Genomic DNA, 20,704 nt, shown 5'->3' with positions numbered 1-20,704 from the left:
TTTCCGTGGCGAGTGTCGTCTCTTACGGCAAGCGACGCGAAAATTTCAAGGAAAATGCACCGGCCGCTGCCTTTAACATGGCAACCGGTCATTCTTTGGCAAGGGAACATGAGAGAAGCGCGCATTTATATGGACTGGAATGCCACCGCGCCGCTTTTGCCGGCTGCGCGTGAGGCGTGCTTGTCTGCGCTCGACCTTGCCGGCAACCCCTCGTCCGTCCATGGCGAAGGTCGCAAGATCCGCGCGCTGATCGAGAATGCCCGGCGCGATGTTGCGACATTGTGCGGTGCGCTGCCGGCCAGCGTGACGTTCACCAGCGGCGCTACCGAAGCGGCCAACTGGGTGCTGACGTCCGATTTCCGCATGGGCAAGACGCCGCTGAAAATCGGACGCCTCTATATCTCGGCCATCGAGCATCCCGCCATTCGCGAGGGCGGCCGGTTTGCCAGGAGCGAGATCAGCGAACTCGCGGTAACGCCCAATGGTACGGTGGATCTGGCGGTGCTCGAAGCGGCGCTCGCGGCGCATGACCGCCAAACCGGCCTGCCGATGGTCGCCGTCATGCTCGCCAACAACGAAACCGGCATCGCTCAGCCGATTACCGAGGTCTCGCACCTCGTCAAGGCGGCCGGCGGTATTCTGGTTGTCGATGCGGTGCAGGCCGCGGGCCGCACGCCGTTGTCGATTGAAGATCTCGGTGCTGACTTCCTGATCGTCTCGTCGCACAAGATCGGCGGGCCGAAGGGTGCCGGCGCTCTGATCGCACGCGGCGAAATCCTGATGCCGGCAGCGCTGATCCGCGGCGGCGGCCAGGAGAAGGGCCATCGCTCGGGCACCGAAAATCCTGCGGCGATCGCCGGGTTTGGGGTGGCGGCTCGTATCGCCGCCGACGGGCTGGAGATGCGGATGACGGCCGTTTCGGCGTTGCGCGATGATCTGGAGGACGCCATGATCGCCGCAGCACCCGATGTCATCATCCACGGCAAGGACGGGCCGAGGCTCGGCAATACGACGTTTTTCACCTTGCCCGGACTCAAAGCCGAGACGGGCCAGATCGCCTTCGATCTGGAAGGCGTCGCTTTGTCGGCGGGATCGGCCTGCTCATCCGGCAAGGTTGGCCAGAGCTATGTCCTGTCGGCGATGGGACATGATCCGGGACAGGGCGCATTGCGGATATCGATCGGGTCGTCTACGACGCGGGCCGAGATCGAACGGTGTGCAGAGGTCTTTGCAAAGGTCGCGGCGCGCCGCAGGCTTTCGGGTGCCGCCGCCTGACGGCAATAAAATTGCGGAAATTCAATTTTCCGCTTGGCAAACGGGGTGAAAATCGCCCCTTAGCCATTACATAAGCGGTGCGACGAAAATTGCATCGTACTGACAAGCTGCCGGACCTTGTATCCGGCGAGATTGGAGAACGACATGGCTGCCGTGCAGGAAACAATCGATCAGGTCGCCCTGATCGATGTGGACCAGTACAAATATGGGTTTGAAACGAAGATCGAGATGGACAAGGCGCCCAAGGGCCTGTCCGAAGAGATCATCCGTTTCATTTCGGCGAAGAAGCAGGAACCGGAGTGGATGCTCGAGTGGCGTCTTGGCGCCTATCAGCGCTGGTTGACACTTGAAGAGCCGACCTGGGCGCGCATCAACTACCCGAAGATCGATTTCAACGATATCTACTACTACGCCGCGCCGAAGAGCACGCCCGGCCCGACCTCGATTGACGATGTCGATCCGGAAATTTTGAAGGTCTATGAAAAGCTCGGTATTCCGCTTCGCGAGCAGGAAATGCTCGCTGGTGTGAAGACCTCGCGGATTGCCGTCGATGCGGTGTTCGATTCCGTTTCGGTCGTGACCACCTTCAAGGAAGAGCTGAAGAAGGCCGGCGTGATCTTCATGTCGATTTCGGAAGCCATCCGCGAGCATCCGGATCTCGTGAAGAAATATCTCGGCACCGTCGTTCCGACGACCGACAACTATTATGCGACACTGAACTCCGCGGTCTTCACCGACGGTTCCTTCGTCCTCGTGCCGAAGGGCGTTCGCTGCCCGATGGAGCTGTCGACCTATTTCCGGATCAACGAGAAGAACACCGGCCAATTCGAGCGCACCCTCATCATCGCGGAAGAAGGTGCCTACGTTTCCTATCTCGAAGGCTGCACGGCGCCGCAGCGCGACGAAAACCAGCTGCACGCAGCGGTGGTCGAACTGGTTGCGCTCGATGACGCCGAAATCAAGTATTCGACCGTCCAGAACTGGTATCCGGGCGACAAGAACGGCAAGGGCGGCATCTACAATTTCGTGACCAAGCGTGGCGATTGCCGCGGCAAGAACTCGAAGATTTCCTGGACGCAGGTCGAGACGGGCTCTGCGATCACCTGGAAATATCCGTCCTGCATTCTGCGGGGCGATGGTTCGCGCGGCGAGTTCTATTCGATCGCCGTTTCGAATGGCCACCAGCAGATCGACAGCGGTACGAAGATGATCCATCTCGGCAAGAACACCTCGAGCCGCATCATCTCCAAGGGCATTGCCGCCGGCGTGTCGCAGAACACCTATCGTGGCCAGGTCTCGACCCACCGCAAGGCGGAGAATGCCCGCAATTTCACGCAGTGCGACAGTCTTCTGATCGGCGACAAGTGCGGTGCACATACGGTGCCCTACATCGAGGCGCGCAATTCCTCGGCCCAATTCGAGCATGAGGCGACGACGTCGAAGATCTCCGAAGACCAGCTGTTCTACTGCCTGCAGCGCGGCATTCCGGAGGAAGCGGCGATCGCGCTGATCGTCAACGGCTTCGTCAAGGAAGTCATCCAGGAGTTGCCGATGGAATTTGCGGTCGAAGCGCAGAAGCTGATCGGGATCTCGCTGGAAGGCTCGGTCGGCTAAGCAGCTTCACACATTGAACCTGATGCGCAGAACGTTGCGCGCGATGTTTATTCTTTTCCCAAAGGGAAGATCAAATGCTTGAAATCAGAAACCTCCATGCCCGCATCGCCGAAGACGGCACCGAGATCATCCGTGGCCTTGACCTGACCGTGAAGGCCGGCGAAATCGCGGCCGTCATGGGACCGAACGGCTCCGGCAAGTCGACCCTGTCCTACATCCTGTCGGGCCGCGAAGACTATGAAGTGACCGAGGGCGACATCCTCTACAACGGCGAGAGCATTCTCGAACTCGACCCGTCCGAGCGCGCCGCCAAGGGCATCTTCCTCGCCTTCCAGTATCCGGTCGAAATCCCGGGCGTTGCGACCATGCAGTTCCTCAAGGTCGCGATGAACGAGCAGCGGAAATTCCGTGGCGAAGACGAACTGACCACGCCGGACTTCATCCGCCGCGTCAAGGAAGCCGCCGCCAGGCTGCAGATTGACCCGGACATGCTGAAGCGTCCGCTGAACGTCGGTTTTTCCGGCGGCGAAAAGAAGCGCGCCGAGATCCTGCAGATGGCGCTGCTTCAGCCGCAACTCTGCGTGCTCGACGAAACCGACAGCGGCCTCGACATCGATGCGCTGAAAATCGTCGCCGACGGTGTCAATGCGCTGCGTTCGCCGGACCGCGCCGTCATCGTCATCACCCACTACCAGCGTCTGCTCGAATATATCGTGCCGGATAGCGTCCACGTTCTCTACAAGGGCCAGATCATCAAGTCCGGTGACAAGTCGCTGGCGCTTGATCTCGAAGCCAACGGCTATGCCGACATCATCGATGCGGCGGCCTGAGGAGTGCTGGGGATGAACATGCAAACGGCGATAATGATGACGGCGGCCGAGACGGCCCTTGTCGATGCCTATACCGCCCAGATCGGCGAATTGCCCGGCGAAGGTGCCGTGCTTTCGGCGCGCGACACGCTTCTTGCCGATCTGAGAAAACAGGGTCTGCCGACGCGCCGCGTCGAATCCTGGCATTATACCGATTTGCGTGCGCTTCTGCGCAGCGTTCCGGCTGCCGATCCGACCGCCTTCGCACAGCGGGTAGACCCGCTGGTTGCCGGCTCGTCCGTGCTCTCCGTTTTGAACGGCAATGCCGATACCAAGGGCGCGCCGGCCGGTGTCAACGTCCGCTCCTATGCGCAAAGCCTCGTTGACGGCGTTGCCGCAGCCGATCTCGTTGAGCGCGACGCCGACGACGCGATTGGCCGCATCAACGGCAGCTTCGTGCGCGACGGTTTTGAGATCGAGGTTCCGGAGGGCACCGAGCTCGAACAGCCGCTGGAACTTCAGCTGGTGCAGAGCGCCGGCCAGAGCCACAGCCGGTTCCCGGTGACGTTTGGCGCCAATACAAAGGCGATGGTCATCGAGCGCCATCTCTCTGTCAGCGACGCGCCAAGCCTTGTGACGACGGTTTGCGACCTGATCCTGGACGAGGGCGCAGAGATCACCTGGATCATCCTGCAGCAGCAGGGTGAAGCCGACAGCCATCTCGCCCAGGTCAATTTCGATCTCGGCGCGAACGCCAAGCTCAGACTGTTCGTCATCAATGCCGGCGGCAAGCTGGTGCGTCAGGAAGTTCATGGCGTGACCACGGGCGAGGGCTCCGATTTCAAACTACGAGGCATCAACCTGCTCGGCGGCGAAACGCATACCGATGTGACGTTCACGCTCGGCCACGACGTGCCGCACACGACATCGACCGAAATCATCCGCAACGTCTTGTTCGACCGCGCCAAGGGGGTTTTCCAAGGCCAGATCCGGGTCGCCCCCGACGCGCAAAAGACCGATGCAAAAATGGCGTGCAACACGCTGCTCTTGTCCGACGATGCCGATTTCTCGGCAAAGCCGGAGCTGGAAATCTTCGCCGACGACGTCCAGTGCGGCCACGGCGCGACCGTGATCGACATCAACCCGACGCATCTCTACTACCTGCGCGCCCGCGGCATTCCGGAGAACAAGGCGAGGGCCATGCTGGTCAACGCCTTCGTCGACGAGATCGTCGAGGAGTTGGAACTCGAAGCGGTGATCGAGCCGCTGGAAACGATCATCGAAGCCTGGCTCGACAAACACGCGTAATTGGCACGCCGGAAATCGGTGCGCCTGATTGGATAATTGACATGGAACACACGGTGCCTGTGCCTGCCTATGACGTCGAAGCGATCCGCAAGGATTTTCCGATCCTGTCGCGGACAGTCTACGGCAAGCCGCTCGTCTATCTCGACAATGGCGCCTCGGCGCAGAAGCCGCAGGTGGTCATCGACGCCGTTGCCCATGCCTATGCCAATGAATATGCCAATGTCCATCGCGGCCTGCATTTCCTGTCGAATGCCGCCACGGATGCCTACGAGGGCGCGCGCGAAAAGGTGCGCCGCTTCCTGAATGCGCCGTCTGTCGACAATATCATCTTCACCAAGTCCTCGACGGAGGCGATCAATACGGTTGCCTATGGCTACGGTATGCCGAAGATCGGCGAGGGCGATGAAATCGTCGTGTCGATCATGGAACATCACTCCAATATCGTGCCGTGGCATTTCATCCGCGAACGGCAAGGTGCCAAGCTGGTCTGGGCGCCCGTCGACGATCAGGGCGTCTTTCACATCGATGACTTCGTCAAATGCCTGAGCGATCGCACCAAGCTGGTGGCGATCACGCATATGTCGAATGCGCTGGGCACGGTCGTCCCGGTCAAGGAGATCTGCCGCATCGCCCATGAGCGCGGCATTCCGGTGCTGATCGACGGCAGCCAGGCCGCCGTGCACATGCCGGTCGATGTCCAGGATATCGATTGCGACTGGTACGTCATGACCGGCCACAAGCTCTACGGTCCCTCGGGCATCGGCGTGCTCTACGGCAAGACGGACCGATTGAAGGAAATGCGTCCCTTCATGGGCGGCGGCGAGATGATCGTCGAGGTGACCGAAGACAACGTCACTTACAACGACCCGCCGCACCGTTTTGAAGCGGGCACGCCGCCGATCGTCCAGGCAATCGGCCTCGGCTATGCGCTCGATTATATGGAAAAGCTCGGCCGTGCGGCAATCGCCGCCCACGAGGCCGATCTGGCGGCCTATGCATATGAGCGCCTCTCGTCGGTCAATTCGCTGCGCATCTTCGGGACGGCGCCCGGCAAGGGTGGTATCTTCTCCTTCGAGCTTGAAGGAATCCATTCCCACGACGTGTCGATGGTGATCGACCGGGCGGGCGTGGCGGTGAGGGCCGGAACGCATTGTGCGCAGCCGCTCTTGAAACGCTTTGGCGTGACCTCCACATGCCGTGCATCCTTCGGTCTCTATAATACGCGGGCCGAAGTGGATGCGCTCGTCGATGCGCTGGATCATGCCCGCAAATTCTTTGCGTAAGGAATAGTCTGATGAGCCTTGATACGACCGAAGACAAAATCGATGTCCGCGAAGGGATCGTTCATTCAGCGATTCCAGCGGATGAGCTGGCGCGTTTGAGCGACGACATCATCTCGGCTTTGAAGACGGTCTACGACCCGGAAATACCGGCCGATATCTTCGAGCTCGGACTGATCTACAAGATCGATATCGAAGACGATCGGATGGTCAAGATCGCCATGACGCTGACCGCGCCCGGTTGCCCGGTGGCGGGCGAGATGCCTGGCTGGGTGGAGAATGCAGTCAGTGCCGTCGAAGGCGTGTCCGGCGTCGAGGTATCGATGACCTTCGACCCGCCGTGGACGCCGGACCGGATGTCGGAAGAAGCGCAGGTCGCCGTCGGCTGGTATTGATCGGTGGCGTATTGATCCCTTAACCGGCGCGCATTACATTCTGGGATCGGAAAGCATCAGGCCTTGAACCTGGTTGCGTTAAGGAGAATGGCCGATGGGCTTTGCAGTCATGAGTTTGAGTGATGCGGCGGCTGGCCGCGTCAAGGCGATCGTCGAGAATGCCGGCGGCGATGCGCAGGGTATTCGCGTTTCGATCAAGAAGGGCGGTTGCGCCGGCATGGAATATGCCATCGATCTGGTAACCGCAGCCAACGCCAAGGACGATCTCGTCGAGCATCAGGGCGCCAGGGTCTGGGTCGCGCCGGAAGCCGTGCTTTACCTGCTCGGCACACGCATGGACTTCGAAGTCACGACGCTGCGCTCAGGCTTCACGTTCAGCAATCCCAACCAGACCTCGGCCTGCGGCTGCGGCGAATCGGTCGAGCTCAAACCGGCAGACCTTGCTGCACTTGCAGCCAAGGGCGACGCGGTGGTGCGAGCCGGCTAAGCGTTTCGCCTCCGGCCAACCCCATTTCCGTAAAATTCCGAAAAGAGACTGGTTTCCGCCAGTCTCTTTTTCTGTTTTTATGCACGCCAACAAACACGGCCAGGCATGGATCGAGTAACGCGATGCCGATTGCGCAGAAACATTTCGTCCTGGCCCTCTACGACAGCTTTCCCGATCCTGTTGTCATCGTCGATTCCGACCGGATCATCCTTTCGGCCAATCCCGCGATCACGAAGCAATTCGGTTATGCACCGGATGAAATCGCCAACCGTCCGGTGCGGATACTTTATGCTTCGGATGACGACTACGACGCCTGCCTCAGCCGGGATGCACGCGAACGCGCCGGGGAGGATGTTTCCGACGGCGTCTACCAGTACCGCCGTAAGGATGGATCGGTGTTTTCCGCCCGTCTTCGTGCTACCTGGATCACCGGAGAGGACGGCACGGCACAGGGCTTCATCGGTGTCGTGCATGACATTTCGGATATTCTCGCGCTCGACAGGGAGCGAAAGAAGACCGCCGACATGCTCAATGCTGCTCTCCAGGCAATACCCGAAGGGTTTGCTATTTTCGACAGGGACGAAAAACTCATCGCCTTCAATGAAGCCTATCGCCGTATTCTGGGCACGGCTGGCCAGGGTCTCCAGGCAGGCATGACAGCGGAGGAAATCCTTGTTGGCGTCCACGAAGCCGGCAACTATCCGTCCATGCCGATCGGCTCGCCGGAGGCCTCGGCATGGATCGAAGGCCGACTGCAGGATTTTCGCCAACCGAACGGCAAGCCGCATGTCTTTCCCTACGGCAACGGGCGCTGGATGCAGGCGGAAAACCTGAAGGCCGGTGACGGCAATACGGTTGTCCTGCGCATCGACGTCACGGCTTTGAAGGAGGCGGAACTGGCGCTCGACCGGCAGCGGCTGGATTATTACACACTCGTCCAGAACATACCGGATTTCATCTGCCGGATTTCCCCCGATCTGAAATACACTTTCGTCAACAGGACCTATGCCGAGTTCGTTGGCCAACGGGCTGACGATTTTGCTGGAAAGCCTTTTCTCGATTTTGTTCCGGAACGTGACCGCGAACGCGTGACCCGATTTTTGGAAAACCTGACTCCGGAAGAATCGGTGGTGTCGCGTGAACAGCGCCGGCAATCGGCCGATGGCAGCGACTGCTGGATATTCTGGTCCAACATGGCGGTTTTCGATGGCGGGAAGCTTATCGAATACATCACCGTCGGGCGCGACATTACCGAGTTGAAGCGACAGCAGGTGCGGATCGCCCAGCAAAGTGCTGAACTGCAGCGCAAGAACGAAGCCCTCAACCAATTCACCGGGACGGTTTCACACGACTTGAAGGCGCCGCTGCGCCACATATCGATGTTTTCGGACATGATCGGCGATGATGTTGCGAGCGGCAAGTTCGAAGAACTTCCGGTCTATGCCCGTCACCTGCGCCAGAGCGCCCAGCGGATGGGCCAGTTGATCGACAGCCTGCTCGACTATGCGCTGATCGCCGACCAGATCAGTAGCTGGCATACGGTTTCGATGGCCGACGTTGTTTCCGACGCAATCCTCAATCTCGGCACGTTCATTCGTGAGGCGGACGCGAGGTTCGAATTCGATGGTCTGCCGCAAGTGAAGGGTGATCCCGAACTGCTCAAGCGTCTTTGCCAGAATTTGATCGGCAATGCCGTCAAGTATCGGCGCGAGGGGACCAGGCCGGTCATCAGGATCTATTGCGAAAAGGATGACGATTTGATCCGGATCTATTTCCAGGACAACGGCATCGGTGTCGATCCACGGTTCGCGAAGCAGATTTTCAATGTGTTTCAGCGTCTTCATCGCGATGAGTCGGTCTATCCGGGCACTGGCATCGGATTGGCATTGGCAAAACGAATCGCCGAGAGCCACAACGGGTCCATCGAGCTCGACACGACATTCACGCAAGGTGCACGCTTTGTCCTGACCCTACCGGACATGATGTAATCCTTCGGAAGGCAAGGCGGACAATCAGCGGCGACAGGACACCTGCCGAAGGGTTCACGCGTTTCCGGGGTCGAGGTTGTGGTTCACCCATACAGATAGCGATCGCTGGTCGCAGGACGAAAAAGGGGCGCATCGGGCGCCCCTCGGTTTCCGACGTTACTCTGCCGCCTCGGCGTAGTCGTCCAGCGGCGGGCAGGTACAGACGAGATTGCGGTCGCCGAAGACATTGTCGACGCGGTTGACCGGCGACCAGTATTTGTCGACGCGGAAGGCGCCCGGCGGGTAGCAGGCCTGTTCGCGCGAATAGGGGCGGTCCCAGTCGCCGACGAGGTCTTCCACCGTGTGAGGGGCGTTCTTCAACGGATTGTTCACCCGGTCCATCCGGCCATCCTCGATCGCCTGGGCTTCGGCACGGATCGCCAGCATCGCATCGCAGAAGCGGTCGAGTTCCGCCTTGGTTTCCGATTCGGTCGGCTCGATCATCAGCGTGCCGGCAACCGGCCAGCTCATGGTCGGCGCGTGGAAGCCGCAGTCGATCAGCCGCTTGGCAACGTCGTCCACCGTGACCCCGGCGCTGTCCACCAGCGGGCGCGTGTCGATGATGCACTCATGCGCCACGCGGCCCCTGGCCGACTTGTAGAGCACGCCGTATGCGCCCTTCAGGCGTGCGGCGATGTAGTTGGCGTTGAGGATCGCCACTTTCGTCGCCTGCGTCAGGCCTTCGCCGCCCATCATCAGGCAGTAGCTCCACGAGATCGGCAGGATCGAGGCCGAGCCGAACGGAGCTGCCGAAACTGCACCTTCGCCGCCATCTGTTTCCGGATGGCCCGGGAGGAACGGTGCCAAGTGTGCCTTGACGCCGATCGGCCCCATGCCCGGGCCGCCGCCGCCGTGCGGGATGCAGAAGGTCTTGTGCAGGTTGAGGTGGCTGACGTCGGACCCGATGTCGCCTGGCCGGGCGAGCCCGACCATGGCATTCATGTTGGCGCCGTCGAGATAGACCTGACCGCCATGCTTGTGGACGATGTCGCAGACCTCGCGGACATTCTCCTCGAACACACCGTGGGTCGACGGATAGGTGATCATGCAGCACGAGAGGTTTTCCGCGTACTGCTCTGCTTTTGCTATGAAATCATCCATGTCTATGTCGCCATTGTCGCTAACCTTGACGACCACCACCTTCATGCCGGCCATCTGCGCCGAGGCCGGATTGGTACCGTGCGCCGAGGTCGGGATCAGGCAGACATCGCGATGGCTGTCGCCATTTGCGAGGTGATAGGCGCGGATGGTGAGCAGCCCGGCATATTCCCCTTGAGCACCGGAATTCGGCTGCATCGAGATCGCGTCGTAACCGGTGACCGCGCAGAGCTTCTGCGACAGGTCGGTTATCATGTGGCGATAGCCTTCGGCCTGGTCCGCCGGCACGAAAGGATGGATTTCGGAGAATTCCGGCCAGGTGATCGGCAGCATTTCCGCGGTTGCGTTGAGCTTCATCGTGCAGGAACCGAGCGGGATCATCGAACGATCGAGCGCCAGATCGCGGTCCGACAGCCGGCGGATATAGCGCGTCATTTCGCTTTCCGCCCGGTTCATGTGGAAGATCGGATGGGTCAGATATTCACTGGTGCGCAGCAGCGATTCCGGCAGCCGATAACCCGGCTCGAAGTCCTCGACGCTGAAATCGCCGCCGAAGGCGCGCCAGACAGCCTCCAGCGTCACCGGGCGCGAGCGTTCGTCAAGGCTGATGCCGATCTTGGTGGTACCGATCCGGCGCAGGTTGACCTCCTCGGCGACGGCCGTCTTCAGGATGATGCCCTGCAGCTTGCCGACATCGACGGTGATCGTGTCGAAGAACACGTCGGGCTCGACGGTGTAGCCGAGCTTCTCGAGCCCCATGGCAAGCCGAACGGTCTTCTGGTGAACACTCTGGGCGATCGCCTTGATGCCCTTCGGACCGTGGAACACGGCGTACATCGACGCCATGACGGCCAGCAGCACCTGCGCCGTGCAGATGTTGGATGTCGCCTTTTCCCGGCGGATATGCTGTTCGCGCGTCTGTAGCGACAGGCGGTAAGCGCGGTTGCCACGACTATCGACGGATACGCCGACGAGACGGCCCGGCATCGAGCGCTTGTACGCATCCTTCACCGCCATATAGGCCGCATGCGGGCCGCCGTATCCGACGGGAACACCAAAACGCTGGGTGCAGCCAATGGCAATGTCCGCACCCATTTCGCCGGGCGATTTCAGGAGTGCGAGCGCCAGCGGATCGGCGGCGACGACCGCGATCGCACCGGCCTGATGCAGGCGGGCGATCAGACCGGAAAAGTCGCTCACATGGCCGTAGGTGCCGGGATACTGGAAGATCGCGCCGAACACGCTCGCGGATTCGAGATCGCTATGAGGATTGCCGACGATGACCGTCCAGCCGAGCGGCTCGGCCCGGGTCTTGATCAGCGCGATCGTCTGCGGATGGCAATTTTCGTCGACAAAGAACGTGGTTTCCTTGGATTTCGACACGCGTTCGGCCATGGCCATGGCTTCCGCTGCCGCCGTTGCCTCGTCTAGCAGCGAGGCGTTGGCAACGTCGAGGCCGGTCAGGTCACAGACCATCGTCTGGTAGTTCAGCAGCGCTTCCAAGCGACCCTGGCTGATTTCCGGCTGGTAAGGCGTATAGGCCGTGTACCAGGCCGGATTTTCGAGAATGTTACGCTGGATCACCGGCGGGGTGATCGTGCCGTAGTAGCCCTGGCCGATCAGCGACACGAGTTTCCTGTTGCGGTTGGCCGTCTCGCGCATCTTGTCGAGCGCCTCGCGCTCGGTCATCGCAGCGCCCCAGGCAAGCGGGGTCTTCTGGCGGATCGACGGCGGGACCGTGTCGTCGATCAGCGCGTCGAGGCTGTCATAGCCGACGACCTTGAGCATCGCCGCCATTTCATCGGGCGAGGGGCCGATATGGCGCCGGTTGGCGAAGTCATACGGCTTGTAGTCGGTGAAGGTGAAGTCTTTCGGCATGCTCATCAGGCGATCAGCTCCTTGTAGGCAGCTTCGTCCAGCAATGCATTGGCGGCGGACGGGTCCGAAAGCTTCAGCTTGAAGAACCAGCCGGCACCCTGCGGGTCGCTGTTGACCAGAGCCGGATCATCGACGATCGCCTGGTTGCTCTCGACGATCTCGCCGTCGAGCGGACAATAGACGTCGGAGGCAGCCTTGACGGATTCAACGGTCGCTGCGGTCGCGCCCTTGTCGAGGCTCGTTCCGGCTTCAGGCAGTTCGACGAAGACGAGATCGCCCAGTTGCTCGGCGGCATGCGCGGTGATTCCGACGGTCGCCACGTCACCCTCGATCTTCAGCCATTCATGTTCGTCGGTAAATTTCAGCATCGGGTTTTGCTCCAGATCAGCGTTTGTAGGTCGGGGTGATGAAGGGAAGGGCGCAGACGGTGACGGGCAGGTATTTGCCGCGTACCTCGGCGAAAAGTTGGGCACCGTTCGCGATATAGGGGGCTGCGACATAGCCCATCGCGACCGGATGATCGGCGCTCGGTCCGAACCCGCCGGAGGTCACGACACCGGCTTCGGCACGGCCCTGCGCATCGGCATAGAGCGTCGCACCGCCCCGCACCGGTGCTTTTCCGTCAGGCTTCAGGCCGACGCGCCGGCGGTCGGCGCCGTCGGCAAACTGACGCAAGATGATGCCGGCGCCGGGGAAGCCGCCTTCGCGAGCGCCTCCCGTCCGGCGCGCCTTCTGCATCGCCCATTCGAGCGCAGCTTCGACCGGCGTCGTGCCGGTATCGATGTCGTTTCCGTAAAGGCACAGCCCAGCCTCCAGGCGAAGCGAGTCGCGGGCACCGAGACCGATCGGCAGGACATCCGGATGTTCGAGAAGTCGGCGGGTCACATCTTCGGCGGAGGCAGAGGGAATGGAGATCTCGAAACCGTCCTCCCCGGTATAGCCGGAGCGGGAGATGACGCAGGGGACGTCGTGAAGATCGGCTTCGGCCACATCCATGAAGCGCATGGTAGCGACATCGGCCCAGAGTTCAGCCAGAACGCATTCGGCGCGAGGCCCCTGCAGCGCGATCAGCGCGCGGTCATCGAGCAAGGTGAGATCGCAGGTCTCGCTGAGCTGTTTTTGCAAGTGTGCGAAATCGGCATCCTTGCAGGAGGCATTGACGACGAGGAACAGATGATCGCCGCGATTGGCAATCATCAGGTCGTCAAGGATGCCGCCCTCGTCATTGGTGAAAAGCCCGTAGCGCTGGCGGCCTTCGCTGAGACCGAGCACATCGACAGGCACGAGCTTTTCAAGCGCAAGCGCCGCGTCCTCGATCCGTCCGGATTTCGGCCACAGGATGATCTGGCCCATATGCGAAACGTCGAACAGACCCGCGCCGCCGCGGGTGTGGAGATGTTCCTTCATCACGCCGGCCGGATATTGCACCGGCATATCGTAGCCGGCAAAGGGCACCATGCGGGCGCCGAGCGATACGTGCAGCGCATGCAGCGGTGTCTGTTTCAGGGGGGAATGATCGTCCAAATCCGGCCTCCAGGTCTGGCGCAACGCGCCGGCTCATCTCCACCGCACATTTACGCGCAGTTTCCTCGAGCCCCCTCTGTCCCTTTGCCTGAGATTGTTATCCCTTCGGCGAGCGGAAATGCTTCTCTCCAGAGTCCTACCGGCACCTTGCTGGTCCTTTGGCCTGAGAGTTTCCGGGGCGGTTGCTCCTTCGGCACCGGTGTTACCCGGATTCTCCCAACAAGATCGGGTTCAGATAACGGCGATCCCGATTGCTTGGCAAGCGCAAAATGTCGCGGCCGAACAGATTTTTGTCGCCACCGTTTCAGTAGGTGCGGCAAAAGCAGCCTTTGCTTTTCTTGCACTGAGACGTTAATGCAATCGGCCAACACGGGGATGATCGATGGCCAGAGCGGGACGACAGTGGCAGATGACGGTGCGCGTGCTTTCGGCACTCGCCCTCATGTTCCTGTCTTTTGCGCATCAACCGGCCTTCGCCCGGCAGATCACGCCGGCGATCGCCGGCGAATATATGCTGCCGGATGGCACGATTGCCGACATCTGCTTCGGGTCGGACGGTGTCGACGATCACAATTCCCCGCATGAGGGGCTCGCGCCGGCCTGCGACTATTGCAGGCTCGCCGCATCGATCGCCTTGCCGTCGCCCCCAAGCGACGGCTATCTCGTCATTCGCGTTGCCGCGTTTGCCGAAAGCAAGGTCGATTTTCTTCCGGTTTTCGTCGAGCATCCGCGCGCTCTGCCGCAATCGCGCGCCCCTCCGCTGTCGCTCTGACGTTGTCGCTTCAGCGATTGCTTCAAACTTTTCAGAGCATTTCCGCCGCCAAATGCGGCATTGACCGGCTTGCCGTGGTTGGCAACGACCGGTCCGGAGACAGACCGATGACACAGACCAGAACAACCCTTCTTGCGCTTGCCTTTTCTCTTGCTGGTGCCGCCGCCGCCCATGCGCATGCGTCCTTCGAAATCGACGAAGCTGCCTCGGAAAGCGGCTTCAAGGCGGTGCTGCAGATTCCGCACGGTTGCGACGGCAAGGCGACGACCGAAGTGCAGTTGAAACTGCCGGAAGGCTTCGTCTTCGCCAAGCCGCAGCCGAAGGCGGGCTGGGAGATCGAGATCATCAAGGGCGACTACCAGAAAAGCTACGACAACCACGGCAAGACGGTGACGTCCGGGCCGCTCGAGATCCGCTGGAAGAACGGCAATCTGTCCGACGACCATTACGATACCTTCGTCATCAAGGGGACGATCTCCGGCTTCGACAAGGAGACGCAGATCGCCTTTCCGGTGACGCAGCTTTGCGGCGCGACGGACAAAGTCGTTTGGGACGAGATTGCGGCGCAAGGTCAGGACGCCCATTCGCTGGAACATCCGGCGCCGACGATCACCGTGACGCCGGCCACGGCCGAAGGGCATCACGGTCACGACATGGTGGGGATGGGTGACGCGACGGTCAAGGCCGGATCGCTTGAGATTTCCGGCGGCGCCGTGAAGGCGATGCTTCCGGGGGCCAAGGTCGGCGGCGGCGGTTTCGCGGTCAAGAACGACGGCAGCGAAGACGATACCCTGGTCTCCGTCGAAAGCCCGGCGGCGGGCCGCGTCGAACTGCACGAAATGACCATGCAGAACGACGTGATGAAGATGCGCAAGCTGGAAGAAGGCATTGCCATTCCGGCAGGTGAAACCGTCGAACTCAAGAGCGGCAGCCTGCACCTGATGTTCATGGATGTGAAAGAAGCTTTTGCCGAGGGTGACAGCGTACCGGTTACGCTGACCTTCGAAAAGGCCGGCAAGGTCGACTATGTGCTTCCCGTCGGCAATGCTGCCGGTGGCGCGCACAAGCACAAGTGAGTTCCGGATTTCTCGGCTCAAGGCGGCGGCGCGGGAATACTGCGCTGCTGCTTTTTTCTCACGGGAGGGCGGCGTGTTCTTCGGAGCTCTCGCTGTTCTCATCGGCTTCCGGCTCATCCGGTCCGAATTCCATGTAGCGGCGAACCACGTCGCCGCGTGTGCCCTGCGGCGGGCGGCCATTGGAACTCATCAGCATCAGCGACAGCGATGTCGGGCTACGAAGGGCTGCGACCGACGCATGGGTGTTGGCCGCATCATCCTTCGGCCGTGCCGATAGCAGGGTGATCGCTTCCTCGGTCGGGCCATCGCCGCTCATCCGCGCGGACGGCTTCACGGCTTGCGCCGCGTAAGCCGCCGTGGTGGCTGACATGGTAAGGACCTGGGTCATGACGATCTGCCCTTTTGAGGGCGCTCCTTCGGATCGGGCAATCCAACGCTCTTAACCCGGACGCCATTTCATCCGCGTGAAATCGGGCGCCTGCATTTGAGGCAAATTTTACCGACCCTTCAAAGCAGGAAGGGGAGTGCGAAGGGAGGCGACAGCACTGCCATTCAGAACGTGCGTATGCCGGACCGCGCACTGTCGGGGGGAACGTTCGCCCGGTCCTTGCCAGTTGGTTCGCCGGGGCCTGATGACAGGCCCCGGGAAGGTCGTGACGGCACCAGCATCTTCCTGTTTCCGCGGATGCTCGAGCCGGCGCGCAACTCAAAGGAAGCCGATTTGGCATTTGCAATCTTCTCTACTTGCAGCATCTCTTGAATACGGGCACACTTCCTTCAACCAGGGAGGGGTGGATATGACGGACAGGGAAACACTCGAAAGCATTGTCAACGAACTCTACGCGGCCCGCTCAGTCAGCGACATGGATGGGGTGATGAGTTGCGCTGGTCCGGGCTTCAGTTTCCGCATTGTCGGAAGCGGCAGGCTGGCGCCGATGGCTCAGCGGGTGTGCGAGCCGGCCGCGGTCAACGCCGCTGTAAAAACGCTGATCGAGCAGTGGGACATGTCCAAGATCCGGACCACGGGGCTCTATGTGGACGGCGATACGGTTTTTGCGCATCGTGCCGGCGTGCTCCGTTTCAACCCGACGGGCAAGGAAATCGAAACGGAATATATCGACAGATTCACGTTCAAGGACGGGAAGATCATCGATCTCACCGAATTCGTCGATACGCTCCTGGTCGCGGAGACGGTGGGCCTGGTGCCGGCTTGACGTCTGCCAGCATCATTCCGCCTCTGAAATGCGGAAGGCCGAGCGGGCCGTTGTCAGTTCGACGCTGTCTCGTCGATAGGACGGCCGACCACGAGCGCAGCCTTCAGGCCCGGCTCCAGCTTTTCGTAAATGCCGTCGGCTTGCACACCGAGCGCGTCAAGTGTCTTCGAGAAGAAGCAGCGGACCGCGGCGGCGGTGACGACGTCGCAGATTTCGGCGTCGGAGAGACCGTGCCGCTTCAGGGCATCGACATCCGGCTTTTCGATCGCGGTTGCATCGCGCACCACCTTGGCGGCAAATCGCATGATGGCGCGTTCAGCCTCGTCGATGGGGGCCTCGTTCGGATTTTCCGCGATTTGTCGCACCTCGTCGGCGGTAAAGATATCGTGCAGCAGGACGGAGCCGTGGGCGAGCATGCAATAGGAGCTCCTCAATTCCCTCGCCGCCGCCATCGTCACCAGTTCGTAACGGCGCAGATCCATGTTGGCCTTGATACTGGCAAGCAGCGCGCTCCAATTCGCCATCACCTCCGGCCGGTGTCCGAAGGACCTCACCATGTTCGGCAGGTAGCCATAGCCGGCCTCGGCCTGCGCATACATCGCCGCAGTCTGCTCGCCGGCGGAAGCATCGGGTGTTTCGATGAAGGGCATCGCGCAGGTCTCCCATGGCGGAAAAGGCACAATAGGAGCGCCCGGATTTCATTGCAAGAAAGGCGGAACACGGCCCATCACGATGTGGTGACCGGGCCGGATTCGTGACGGCAGAAGCATGCGGCGCCGTTGGAAATGGGACCGATTGGCGGCATAACGGGCTCTTCTCCGATTCTTTCGGATGAGGACAGGTTGCGCATTGCTTGCACCGGCAAGCCGTGCCCGGCTGCTTCGTCCGGATGGATAGGACACGTTGAAGCGGATTGATGGGGCTCATGACAATCGACCATAGTTTATCCCGCCGCGGCTTTCTCGCGGCGCTAGCGGTATCGGCTGGCACTTTGGCCGGCTGTACGACGTCCATGCCGGGAGGTCGGCCTGTGCCGTGGCCGACAACGATCGCGCGACCCATCGGGCCGCCGTCGGAAGCGGAATTGCAGGTGATGTATGGTCCGGTCGAAGACAGTGGCTACCTCATCCCGGCGGTGCCCTATCAGCAGATCGATCCGCAATTCTATCGCCAGCGCGTCAAGGATCCGACGGGCGAGGCGCCCGGCACGGTGGTCGTGGATACACCGTCGCGGTTCCTCTACGTCGTCGAGCCGGGCGGCACGGCGATGCGGTACGGTGTCGGCATCGGCCGCGAAGGGTTTGCCTGGCAGGGCGACGGCGTCATCCATTGGCGCCAGACCTGGCCTCGCTGGAAGCCGCCGAACGAGATGGTCGCCCGCACGCCAAGCCTTGCGAAATACTCGATCGAGAACGGCGGCATGCCGCCGGGGCTCGACAATCCGCTCGGTGCGCGGGCGCTCTATATTTTCCAGAACGGCGAAGACACGCTCTACCGGCTGCATGGCAATCCGGAGTGGCAGTCGATCGGCAAGGCGGTGTCGTCCGGCTGCGTGCGCCTCATGAACCAGGATGTGATCGACCTTTATGACCGGGTGCCCTACAAGGCGAAGATCGTCGTCTGGCAGTAGCAATATGGGAGTGGGCACGCGGTGCCCGCCCCACGTCTTTGTGATGCCATGTTTAACGAAGCGGTAACCGAACTGGCGGAATCTGTGCCGAAGGATGCGGCGATTGTCGTGATTTGACACGTTCGCCAAAACTTCGTCGCGATTTTTATCGATAGAGCTTTTCATGCATGTTCTTGCTCACCTCCACCGCGCTGCAAACCGGCTGACGACTGTCCGCCGGGTCGCCTCCCGGACGATTGCCGCGCTTGCGCTCAGCGCAGCGCTCACCGGTTGTATGGCGCTCGACGGGCTCTCCGAGGCGCCGCCAAAGCTGTCCGGCAAGATGGTTGCGGAGATGTCGAGGAAGGGCATGAAGCCGGAAAGTCCGGTGCTGGTCAGGATCTTCAAGCAGGAAAGCGAGCTCGAAGTCTGGAAGCTCGACAAGTCTGGCACATACGCGCTTTTGAAGACCTATCCGATGTGCCGCTGGTCCGGAAAGCTCGGACCGAAGACGACAATCGGCGACCGGCAGGCGCCGGAAGGGTTCTATCACGTCTCGACGGGCCAGCTTAATCCGAACTCGCAATATTACGTCTCCTTCAATCTCGGCTATCCGAACCGGCTCGAATCGGCGCTCGGCTATACCGGCGAGGCGCTGATGGTGCATGGCGCCTGCTCGTCCTCCGGCTGCTACGCCATGACCGACCAGGGCGTCGGCGAAATTTATGCGATCGTGCAGAAGGCACTTTCGGGCGGTCAGGACAATTTCCAGGTCCAGGCCTTTCCGTTCCGTATGACGGCAAAGAACATGATCGAGCACCGGGACGATCCGAACATGTCCTTCTGGCACACGCTGAAGGAAGGATACGATGCCTTCGAGGTGACGCACCGGGAGCCGAAGGTCTCCGTCTGCAGCGGCCGCTACGTCTTCAACCGGGAATTCGAGGGCGGCGAACCGGCCGATCCGCTCGCGGCCTGCCCGGCGGTCACCAATCAGCTCGAGCCGCAGGCGATGGCGAAGATCGAAGCGGAGGAGCGCAAGGTCGAAGCGGCGATGACGCAAGCCATTCCCGCGAGCAGTTCGATGAGCGCCTATGTCGATGGCGGCATGCATCCGAGCTTTCGCACGCTGTTGAAGCGGGAAGGGCCGAAGAAGCTGGCGGCGAGCATTTCCGCCACCAAATACCCGATCAGCCGGCCGGAAGCGGCATTGGCCGACCCGTTCGCGGGGCGGTGAGGGCGGGCGCTTTTGTGTCGTATGGAGGGTGACACCTCCCAAGCCCCGTTCGGCAGTTTTGCCCACATCGTCCACGCCCCATACCCGTCCCTTCCCCTGAAATCTTGCCTGCCCCTCCTTGTTGCCAGTGTAGGGGAGGTTTCGGGAGCGGGGATGTTGGATGTCGCGAAGATTCCCTCAACAACAAAATCTAGCACTTAGCCTTTGGCTAAGATGTTGATTTTGCGGCCTCTCCCACCGGGGGAGAGAGAGGGATGCCGCGACCACCTGGCGAAATCTCATCGCTGTCTTGAGTGGCAGGGTCCGGCAGGATTACCTCTCCCCTTGCGGGAGAGGTAGAAAAATCAGCATCTTAGCTTCAGCCAAGTGCTCGATTTTTCAGGTGAGCGGGTTGGCCTTGAGCCGGGATCCGGCCGCGTGAGTCCGCACGGCGAGGGGTGGCCTTCCGCGCTTTGACCCGGCATGATAGGGCGGTGTTGCCGGAGGATTCGTCATGCGCCATCGTTACAGCCTCGACCATGTTGCGCTGCTGGTCAGCGACCTCGAGCGCAGCGTCGCGTTCTACCGGGACATCATGGGCTTCGAGCCGATCGCGCGCGAGGGCAGCGCCAATGTCGTCTGGCTAGAAATCGGTGGTGGCGATGCGATCCATCTCATCGCGGGCGATTTCGGCGCCACGCACGTGACGAAGGAGACGCATGTCGCCATCTCCACGGCCGATTTCGACGCCTTCGTTGCTCACATCAGCGCGCTTGGCGTGCCGTTTACCGACTGGCCGGGCAATCCCGGCCGCATCGGCCTGCACCGCAACGGCTTCGCCCAAGTCTACGTTCAGGATCCCGACGGGTACTGGATCGAAATCAACGACCACCGGCCGCCAGGCGAGGTTTGACGGGCAGCCGCGTTACAAGGATTAGTCCCTCTTTGAATGGTTTCGCAGCAACGAAAGAGCGACGGAAAATTTGCAAGACCCTGTTCGCCAACGCCCTCGCACTGACATGTGGGGTGCATTTCATTGCGACGTCCGTGGCGCAATGGCAATCCGCCGGACATTTGGGAGACATGCTGCGGGCGATGAGGCGTTCATTCCGCCAGGCAGAA

General features: G+C 61.0%; 19 protein-coding genes and 1 riboswitch. Of the genes, 14 read left to right on the top strand and 5 right to left on the bottom strand.

Annotation, left to right across the window (positions count from 1 at the left end; genetic code table 11):
- Positions 1-108 precede the first annotated feature (108 nt).
- The 8 genes from WI754_RS16145 (at position 109) to WI754_RS16110 (ending at position 9,156) form a co-directional block, all read left to right on the top strand.
- Positions 109-1,275: a cysteine desulfurase family protein gene (locus tag WI754_RS16145; protein ID WP_349434504.1), complete on the top strand. Its 1,167-nt coding sequence runs from the start codon at positions 109-111 to the stop codon at positions 1,273-1,275.
- Between the two features lie 144 nt (positions 1,276-1,419).
- A complete protein-coding gene (gene sufB / locus WI754_RS16140) occupies positions 1,420-2,889 on the top strand; it encodes a Fe-S cluster assembly protein SufB (RefSeq protein WP_349434503.1) in 1,470 nt (489 codons plus the stop codon).
- 74 nt (positions 2,890-2,963) lie between these two features.
- Positions 2,964-3,719 (top strand): Fe-S cluster assembly ATPase SufC, encoded by a 756-nt coding sequence (sufC, locus tag WI754_RS16135; protein ID WP_349434502.1) that lies wholly within the window; start codon positions 2,964-2,966, stop codon positions 3,717-3,719.
- 12 nt (positions 3,720-3,731) lie between these two features.
- A complete protein-coding gene (gene sufD / locus WI754_RS16130; RefSeq protein ID WP_349434501.1) occupies positions 3,732-5,006 on the top strand; it encodes a Fe-S cluster assembly protein SufD in 1,275 nt (424 codons plus the stop codon).
- A gap of 41 nt (positions 5,007-5,047) precedes the next feature.
- Positions 5,048-6,289, top strand: coding sequence for a cysteine desulfurase (locus WI754_RS16125; RefSeq protein ID WP_349434500.1), 1,242 nt, complete (start codon positions 5,048-5,050; stop codon positions 6,287-6,289).
- Between the two features lie 11 nt (positions 6,290-6,300).
- Positions 6,301-6,681: an SUF system Fe-S cluster assembly protein gene (locus WI754_RS16120; RefSeq protein ID WP_349434499.1), complete on the top strand. Its 381-nt coding sequence runs from the start codon at positions 6,301-6,303 to the stop codon at positions 6,679-6,681.
- Between the two features lie 94 nt (positions 6,682-6,775).
- Entirely contained in the window at positions 6,776-7,168 is a 393-nt protein-coding gene (sufA, locus tag WI754_RS16115; RefSeq protein ID WP_349434498.1) for a Fe-S cluster assembly scaffold SufA, read from the top strand.
- A 122-nt stretch (positions 7,169-7,290) separates the two neighbouring features.
- Positions 7,291-9,156, top strand: a complete 1,866-nt coding sequence (locus WI754_RS16110; RefSeq protein WP_349434497.1) for a PAS domain S-box protein — start codon at positions 7,291-7,293, stop codon at positions 9,154-9,156.
- Between the two features lie 156 nt (positions 9,157-9,312).
- On the opposite strand, the gene gcvP is transcribed toward WI754_RS16110, so the two are convergent.
- The 3 genes from gcvP to gcvT are packed head-to-tail and all read right to left on the bottom strand — an operon-like array spanning position 9,313 to position 13,695.
- Positions 9,313-12,177 (bottom strand): aminomethyl-transferring glycine dehydrogenase, encoded by a 2,865-nt coding sequence (gene gcvP, locus WI754_RS16105; RefSeq protein WP_349434496.1) that lies wholly within the window; start codon positions 12,175-12,177, stop codon positions 9,313-9,315.
- Positions 12,177-12,539, bottom strand: a complete 363-nt coding sequence (gene gcvH / locus WI754_RS16100) for a glycine cleavage system protein GcvH (protein ID WP_037130360.1) — start codon at positions 12,537-12,539, stop codon at positions 12,177-12,179. Before gcvH ends, gcvP begins: the two co-directional genes overlap by 1 nt.
- A 16-nt stretch (positions 12,540-12,555) precedes the next feature.
- Positions 12,556-13,695, bottom strand: a complete 1,140-nt coding sequence (gene gcvT, locus WI754_RS16095) for a glycine cleavage system aminomethyltransferase GcvT (RefSeq protein ID WP_349434495.1) — start codon at positions 13,693-13,695, stop codon at positions 12,556-12,558.
- 141 nt (positions 13,696-13,836) lie between these two features.
- Positions 13,837-13,924, bottom strand: a riboswitch (glycine riboswitch).
- 153 nt (positions 13,925-14,077) lie between these two features.
- Here gcvT and WI754_RS16090 point away from each other — a divergent pair.
- Positions 14,078-14,467 carry a DUF2946 family protein gene (locus WI754_RS16090; RefSeq protein WP_349434494.1) on the top strand — a complete coding sequence of 130 codons (390 nt, stop codon included), beginning with the start codon at positions 14,078-14,080 and terminating at the stop codon, positions 14,465-14,467.
- A gap of 107 nt (positions 14,468-14,574) precedes the next feature.
- Positions 14,575-15,543, top strand: a complete 969-nt coding sequence (locus WI754_RS16085) for a DUF1775 domain-containing protein (protein WP_349434493.1) — start codon at positions 14,575-14,577, stop codon at positions 15,541-15,543.
- Between the two features lie 58 nt (positions 15,544-15,601).
- Here the strand turns inward: WI754_RS16085 and WI754_RS16080 are convergent, their stop codons facing one another.
- Entirely contained in the window at positions 15,602-15,931 is a 330-nt protein-coding gene (locus WI754_RS16080; protein ID WP_349434492.1) for a hypothetical protein, read from the bottom strand.
- A gap of 409 nt (positions 15,932-16,340) precedes the next feature.
- Here WI754_RS16080 and WI754_RS16075 point away from each other — a divergent pair, with 409 nt between their 5' ends.
- The gene (locus WI754_RS16075) at positions 16,341-16,757 is read left to right on the top strand and encodes a nuclear transport factor 2 family protein (protein ID WP_349434491.1); all 417 of its coding nucleotides are present in this window, start codon (positions 16,341-16,343) and stop codon (positions 16,755-16,757) included.
- A gap of 53 nt (positions 16,758-16,810) precedes the next feature.
- On the opposite strand, the gene WI754_RS16070 is transcribed toward WI754_RS16075, so the two are convergent.
- Entirely contained in the window at positions 16,811-17,407 is a 597-nt protein-coding gene (locus tag WI754_RS16070; protein ID WP_349434490.1) for a carboxymuconolactone decarboxylase family protein, read from the bottom strand.
- A 275-nt stretch (positions 17,408-17,682) separates the two neighbouring features.
- Between WI754_RS16070 and WI754_RS16065 the strand changes: the two genes are divergently transcribed.
- The 3 genes from WI754_RS16065 (at position 17,683) to WI754_RS16055 (ending at position 20,495) form a co-directional block, all read left to right on the top strand.
- Positions 17,683-18,387, top strand: a complete 705-nt coding sequence (locus WI754_RS16065; protein WP_349434489.1) for a L,D-transpeptidase — start codon at positions 17,683-17,685, stop codon at positions 18,385-18,387.
- Positions 18,388-18,550: 163 nt separating this feature from the next.
- Complete coding sequence (locus WI754_RS16060) at positions 18,551-19,603, top strand: murein L,D-transpeptidase family protein (protein WP_349434488.1); 1,053 nt, start codon at positions 18,551-18,553, stop codon at positions 19,601-19,603.
- A gap of 493 nt (positions 19,604-20,096) precedes the next feature.
- Positions 20,097-20,495, top strand: a complete 399-nt coding sequence (locus WI754_RS16055; RefSeq protein ID WP_349434487.1) for a VOC family protein — start codon at positions 20,097-20,099, stop codon at positions 20,493-20,495.
- Positions 20,496-20,704 lie beyond the last annotated feature (209 nt).

This window comes from Pararhizobium sp. A13, from assembly GCF_040126305.1.
GTDB lineage: Bacteria > Pseudomonadota > Alphaproteobacteria > Rhizobiales > Rhizobiaceae > Pararhizobium.
This window is presented reverse-complemented; position numbering and strand designations above follow the sequence as displayed.

Coding starts and splice junctions, on each gene's coding strand:
- WI754_RS16145 (WP_349434504.1), top strand. CDS start 109: ATGAGAGAAGCGCGCATTTATATGGACTGGAATGCCACCGCGCCGCTT.
- sufB (WP_349434503.1), top strand. CDS start 1,420: ATGGCTGCCGTGCAGGAAACAATCGATCAGGTCGCCCTGATCGATGTG.
- sufC (WP_349434502.1), top strand. CDS start 2,964: ATGCTTGAAATCAGAAACCTCCATGCCCGCATCGCCGAAGACGGCACC.
- sufD (WP_349434501.1), top strand. CDS start 3,732: ATGAACATGCAAACGGCGATAATGATGACGGCGGCCGAGACGGCCCTT.
- WI754_RS16125 (WP_349434500.1), top strand. CDS start 5,048: ATGGAACACACGGTGCCTGTGCCTGCCTATGACGTCGAAGCGATCCGC.
- WI754_RS16120 (WP_349434499.1), top strand. CDS start 6,301: ATGAGCCTTGATACGACCGAAGACAAAATCGATGTCCGCGAAGGGATC.
- sufA (WP_349434498.1), top strand. CDS start 6,776: ATGGGCTTTGCAGTCATGAGTTTGAGTGATGCGGCGGCTGGCCGCGTC.
- WI754_RS16110 (WP_349434497.1), top strand. CDS start 7,291: ATGCCGATTGCGCAGAAACATTTCGTCCTGGCCCTCTACGACAGCTTT.
- gcvP (WP_349434496.1), bottom strand. CDS start 12,177: ATGAGCATGCCGAAAGACTTCACCTTCACCGACTACAAGCCGTATGAC.
- gcvH (WP_037130360.1), bottom strand. CDS start 12,539: ATGCTGAAATTTACCGACGAACATGAATGGCTGAAGATCGAGGGTGAC.
- WI754_RS16090 (WP_349434494.1), top strand. CDS start 14,078: ATGGCCAGAGCGGGACGACAGTGGCAGATGACGGTGCGCGTGCTTTCG.
- WI754_RS16085 (WP_349434493.1), top strand. CDS start 14,575: ATGACACAGACCAGAACAACCCTTCTTGCGCTTGCCTTTTCTCTTGCT.
- WI754_RS16080 (WP_349434492.1), bottom strand. CDS start 15,931: ATGACCCAGGTCCTTACCATGTCAGCCACCACGGCGGCTTACGCGGCG.
- WI754_RS16075 (WP_349434491.1), top strand. CDS start 16,341: ATGACGGACAGGGAAACACTCGAAAGCATTGTCAACGAACTCTACGCG.
- WI754_RS16070 (WP_349434490.1), bottom strand. CDS start 17,407: ATGCCCTTCATCGAAACACCCGATGCTTCCGCCGGCGAGCAGACTGCG.
- WI754_RS16065 (WP_349434489.1), top strand. CDS start 17,683: ATGACAATCGACCATAGTTTATCCCGCCGCGGCTTTCTCGCGGCGCTA.
- WI754_RS16060 (WP_349434488.1), top strand. CDS start 18,551: ATGCATGTTCTTGCTCACCTCCACCGCGCTGCAAACCGGCTGACGACT.
- WI754_RS16055 (WP_349434487.1), top strand. CDS start 20,097: ATGCGCCATCGTTACAGCCTCGACCATGTTGCGCTGCTGGTCAGCGAC.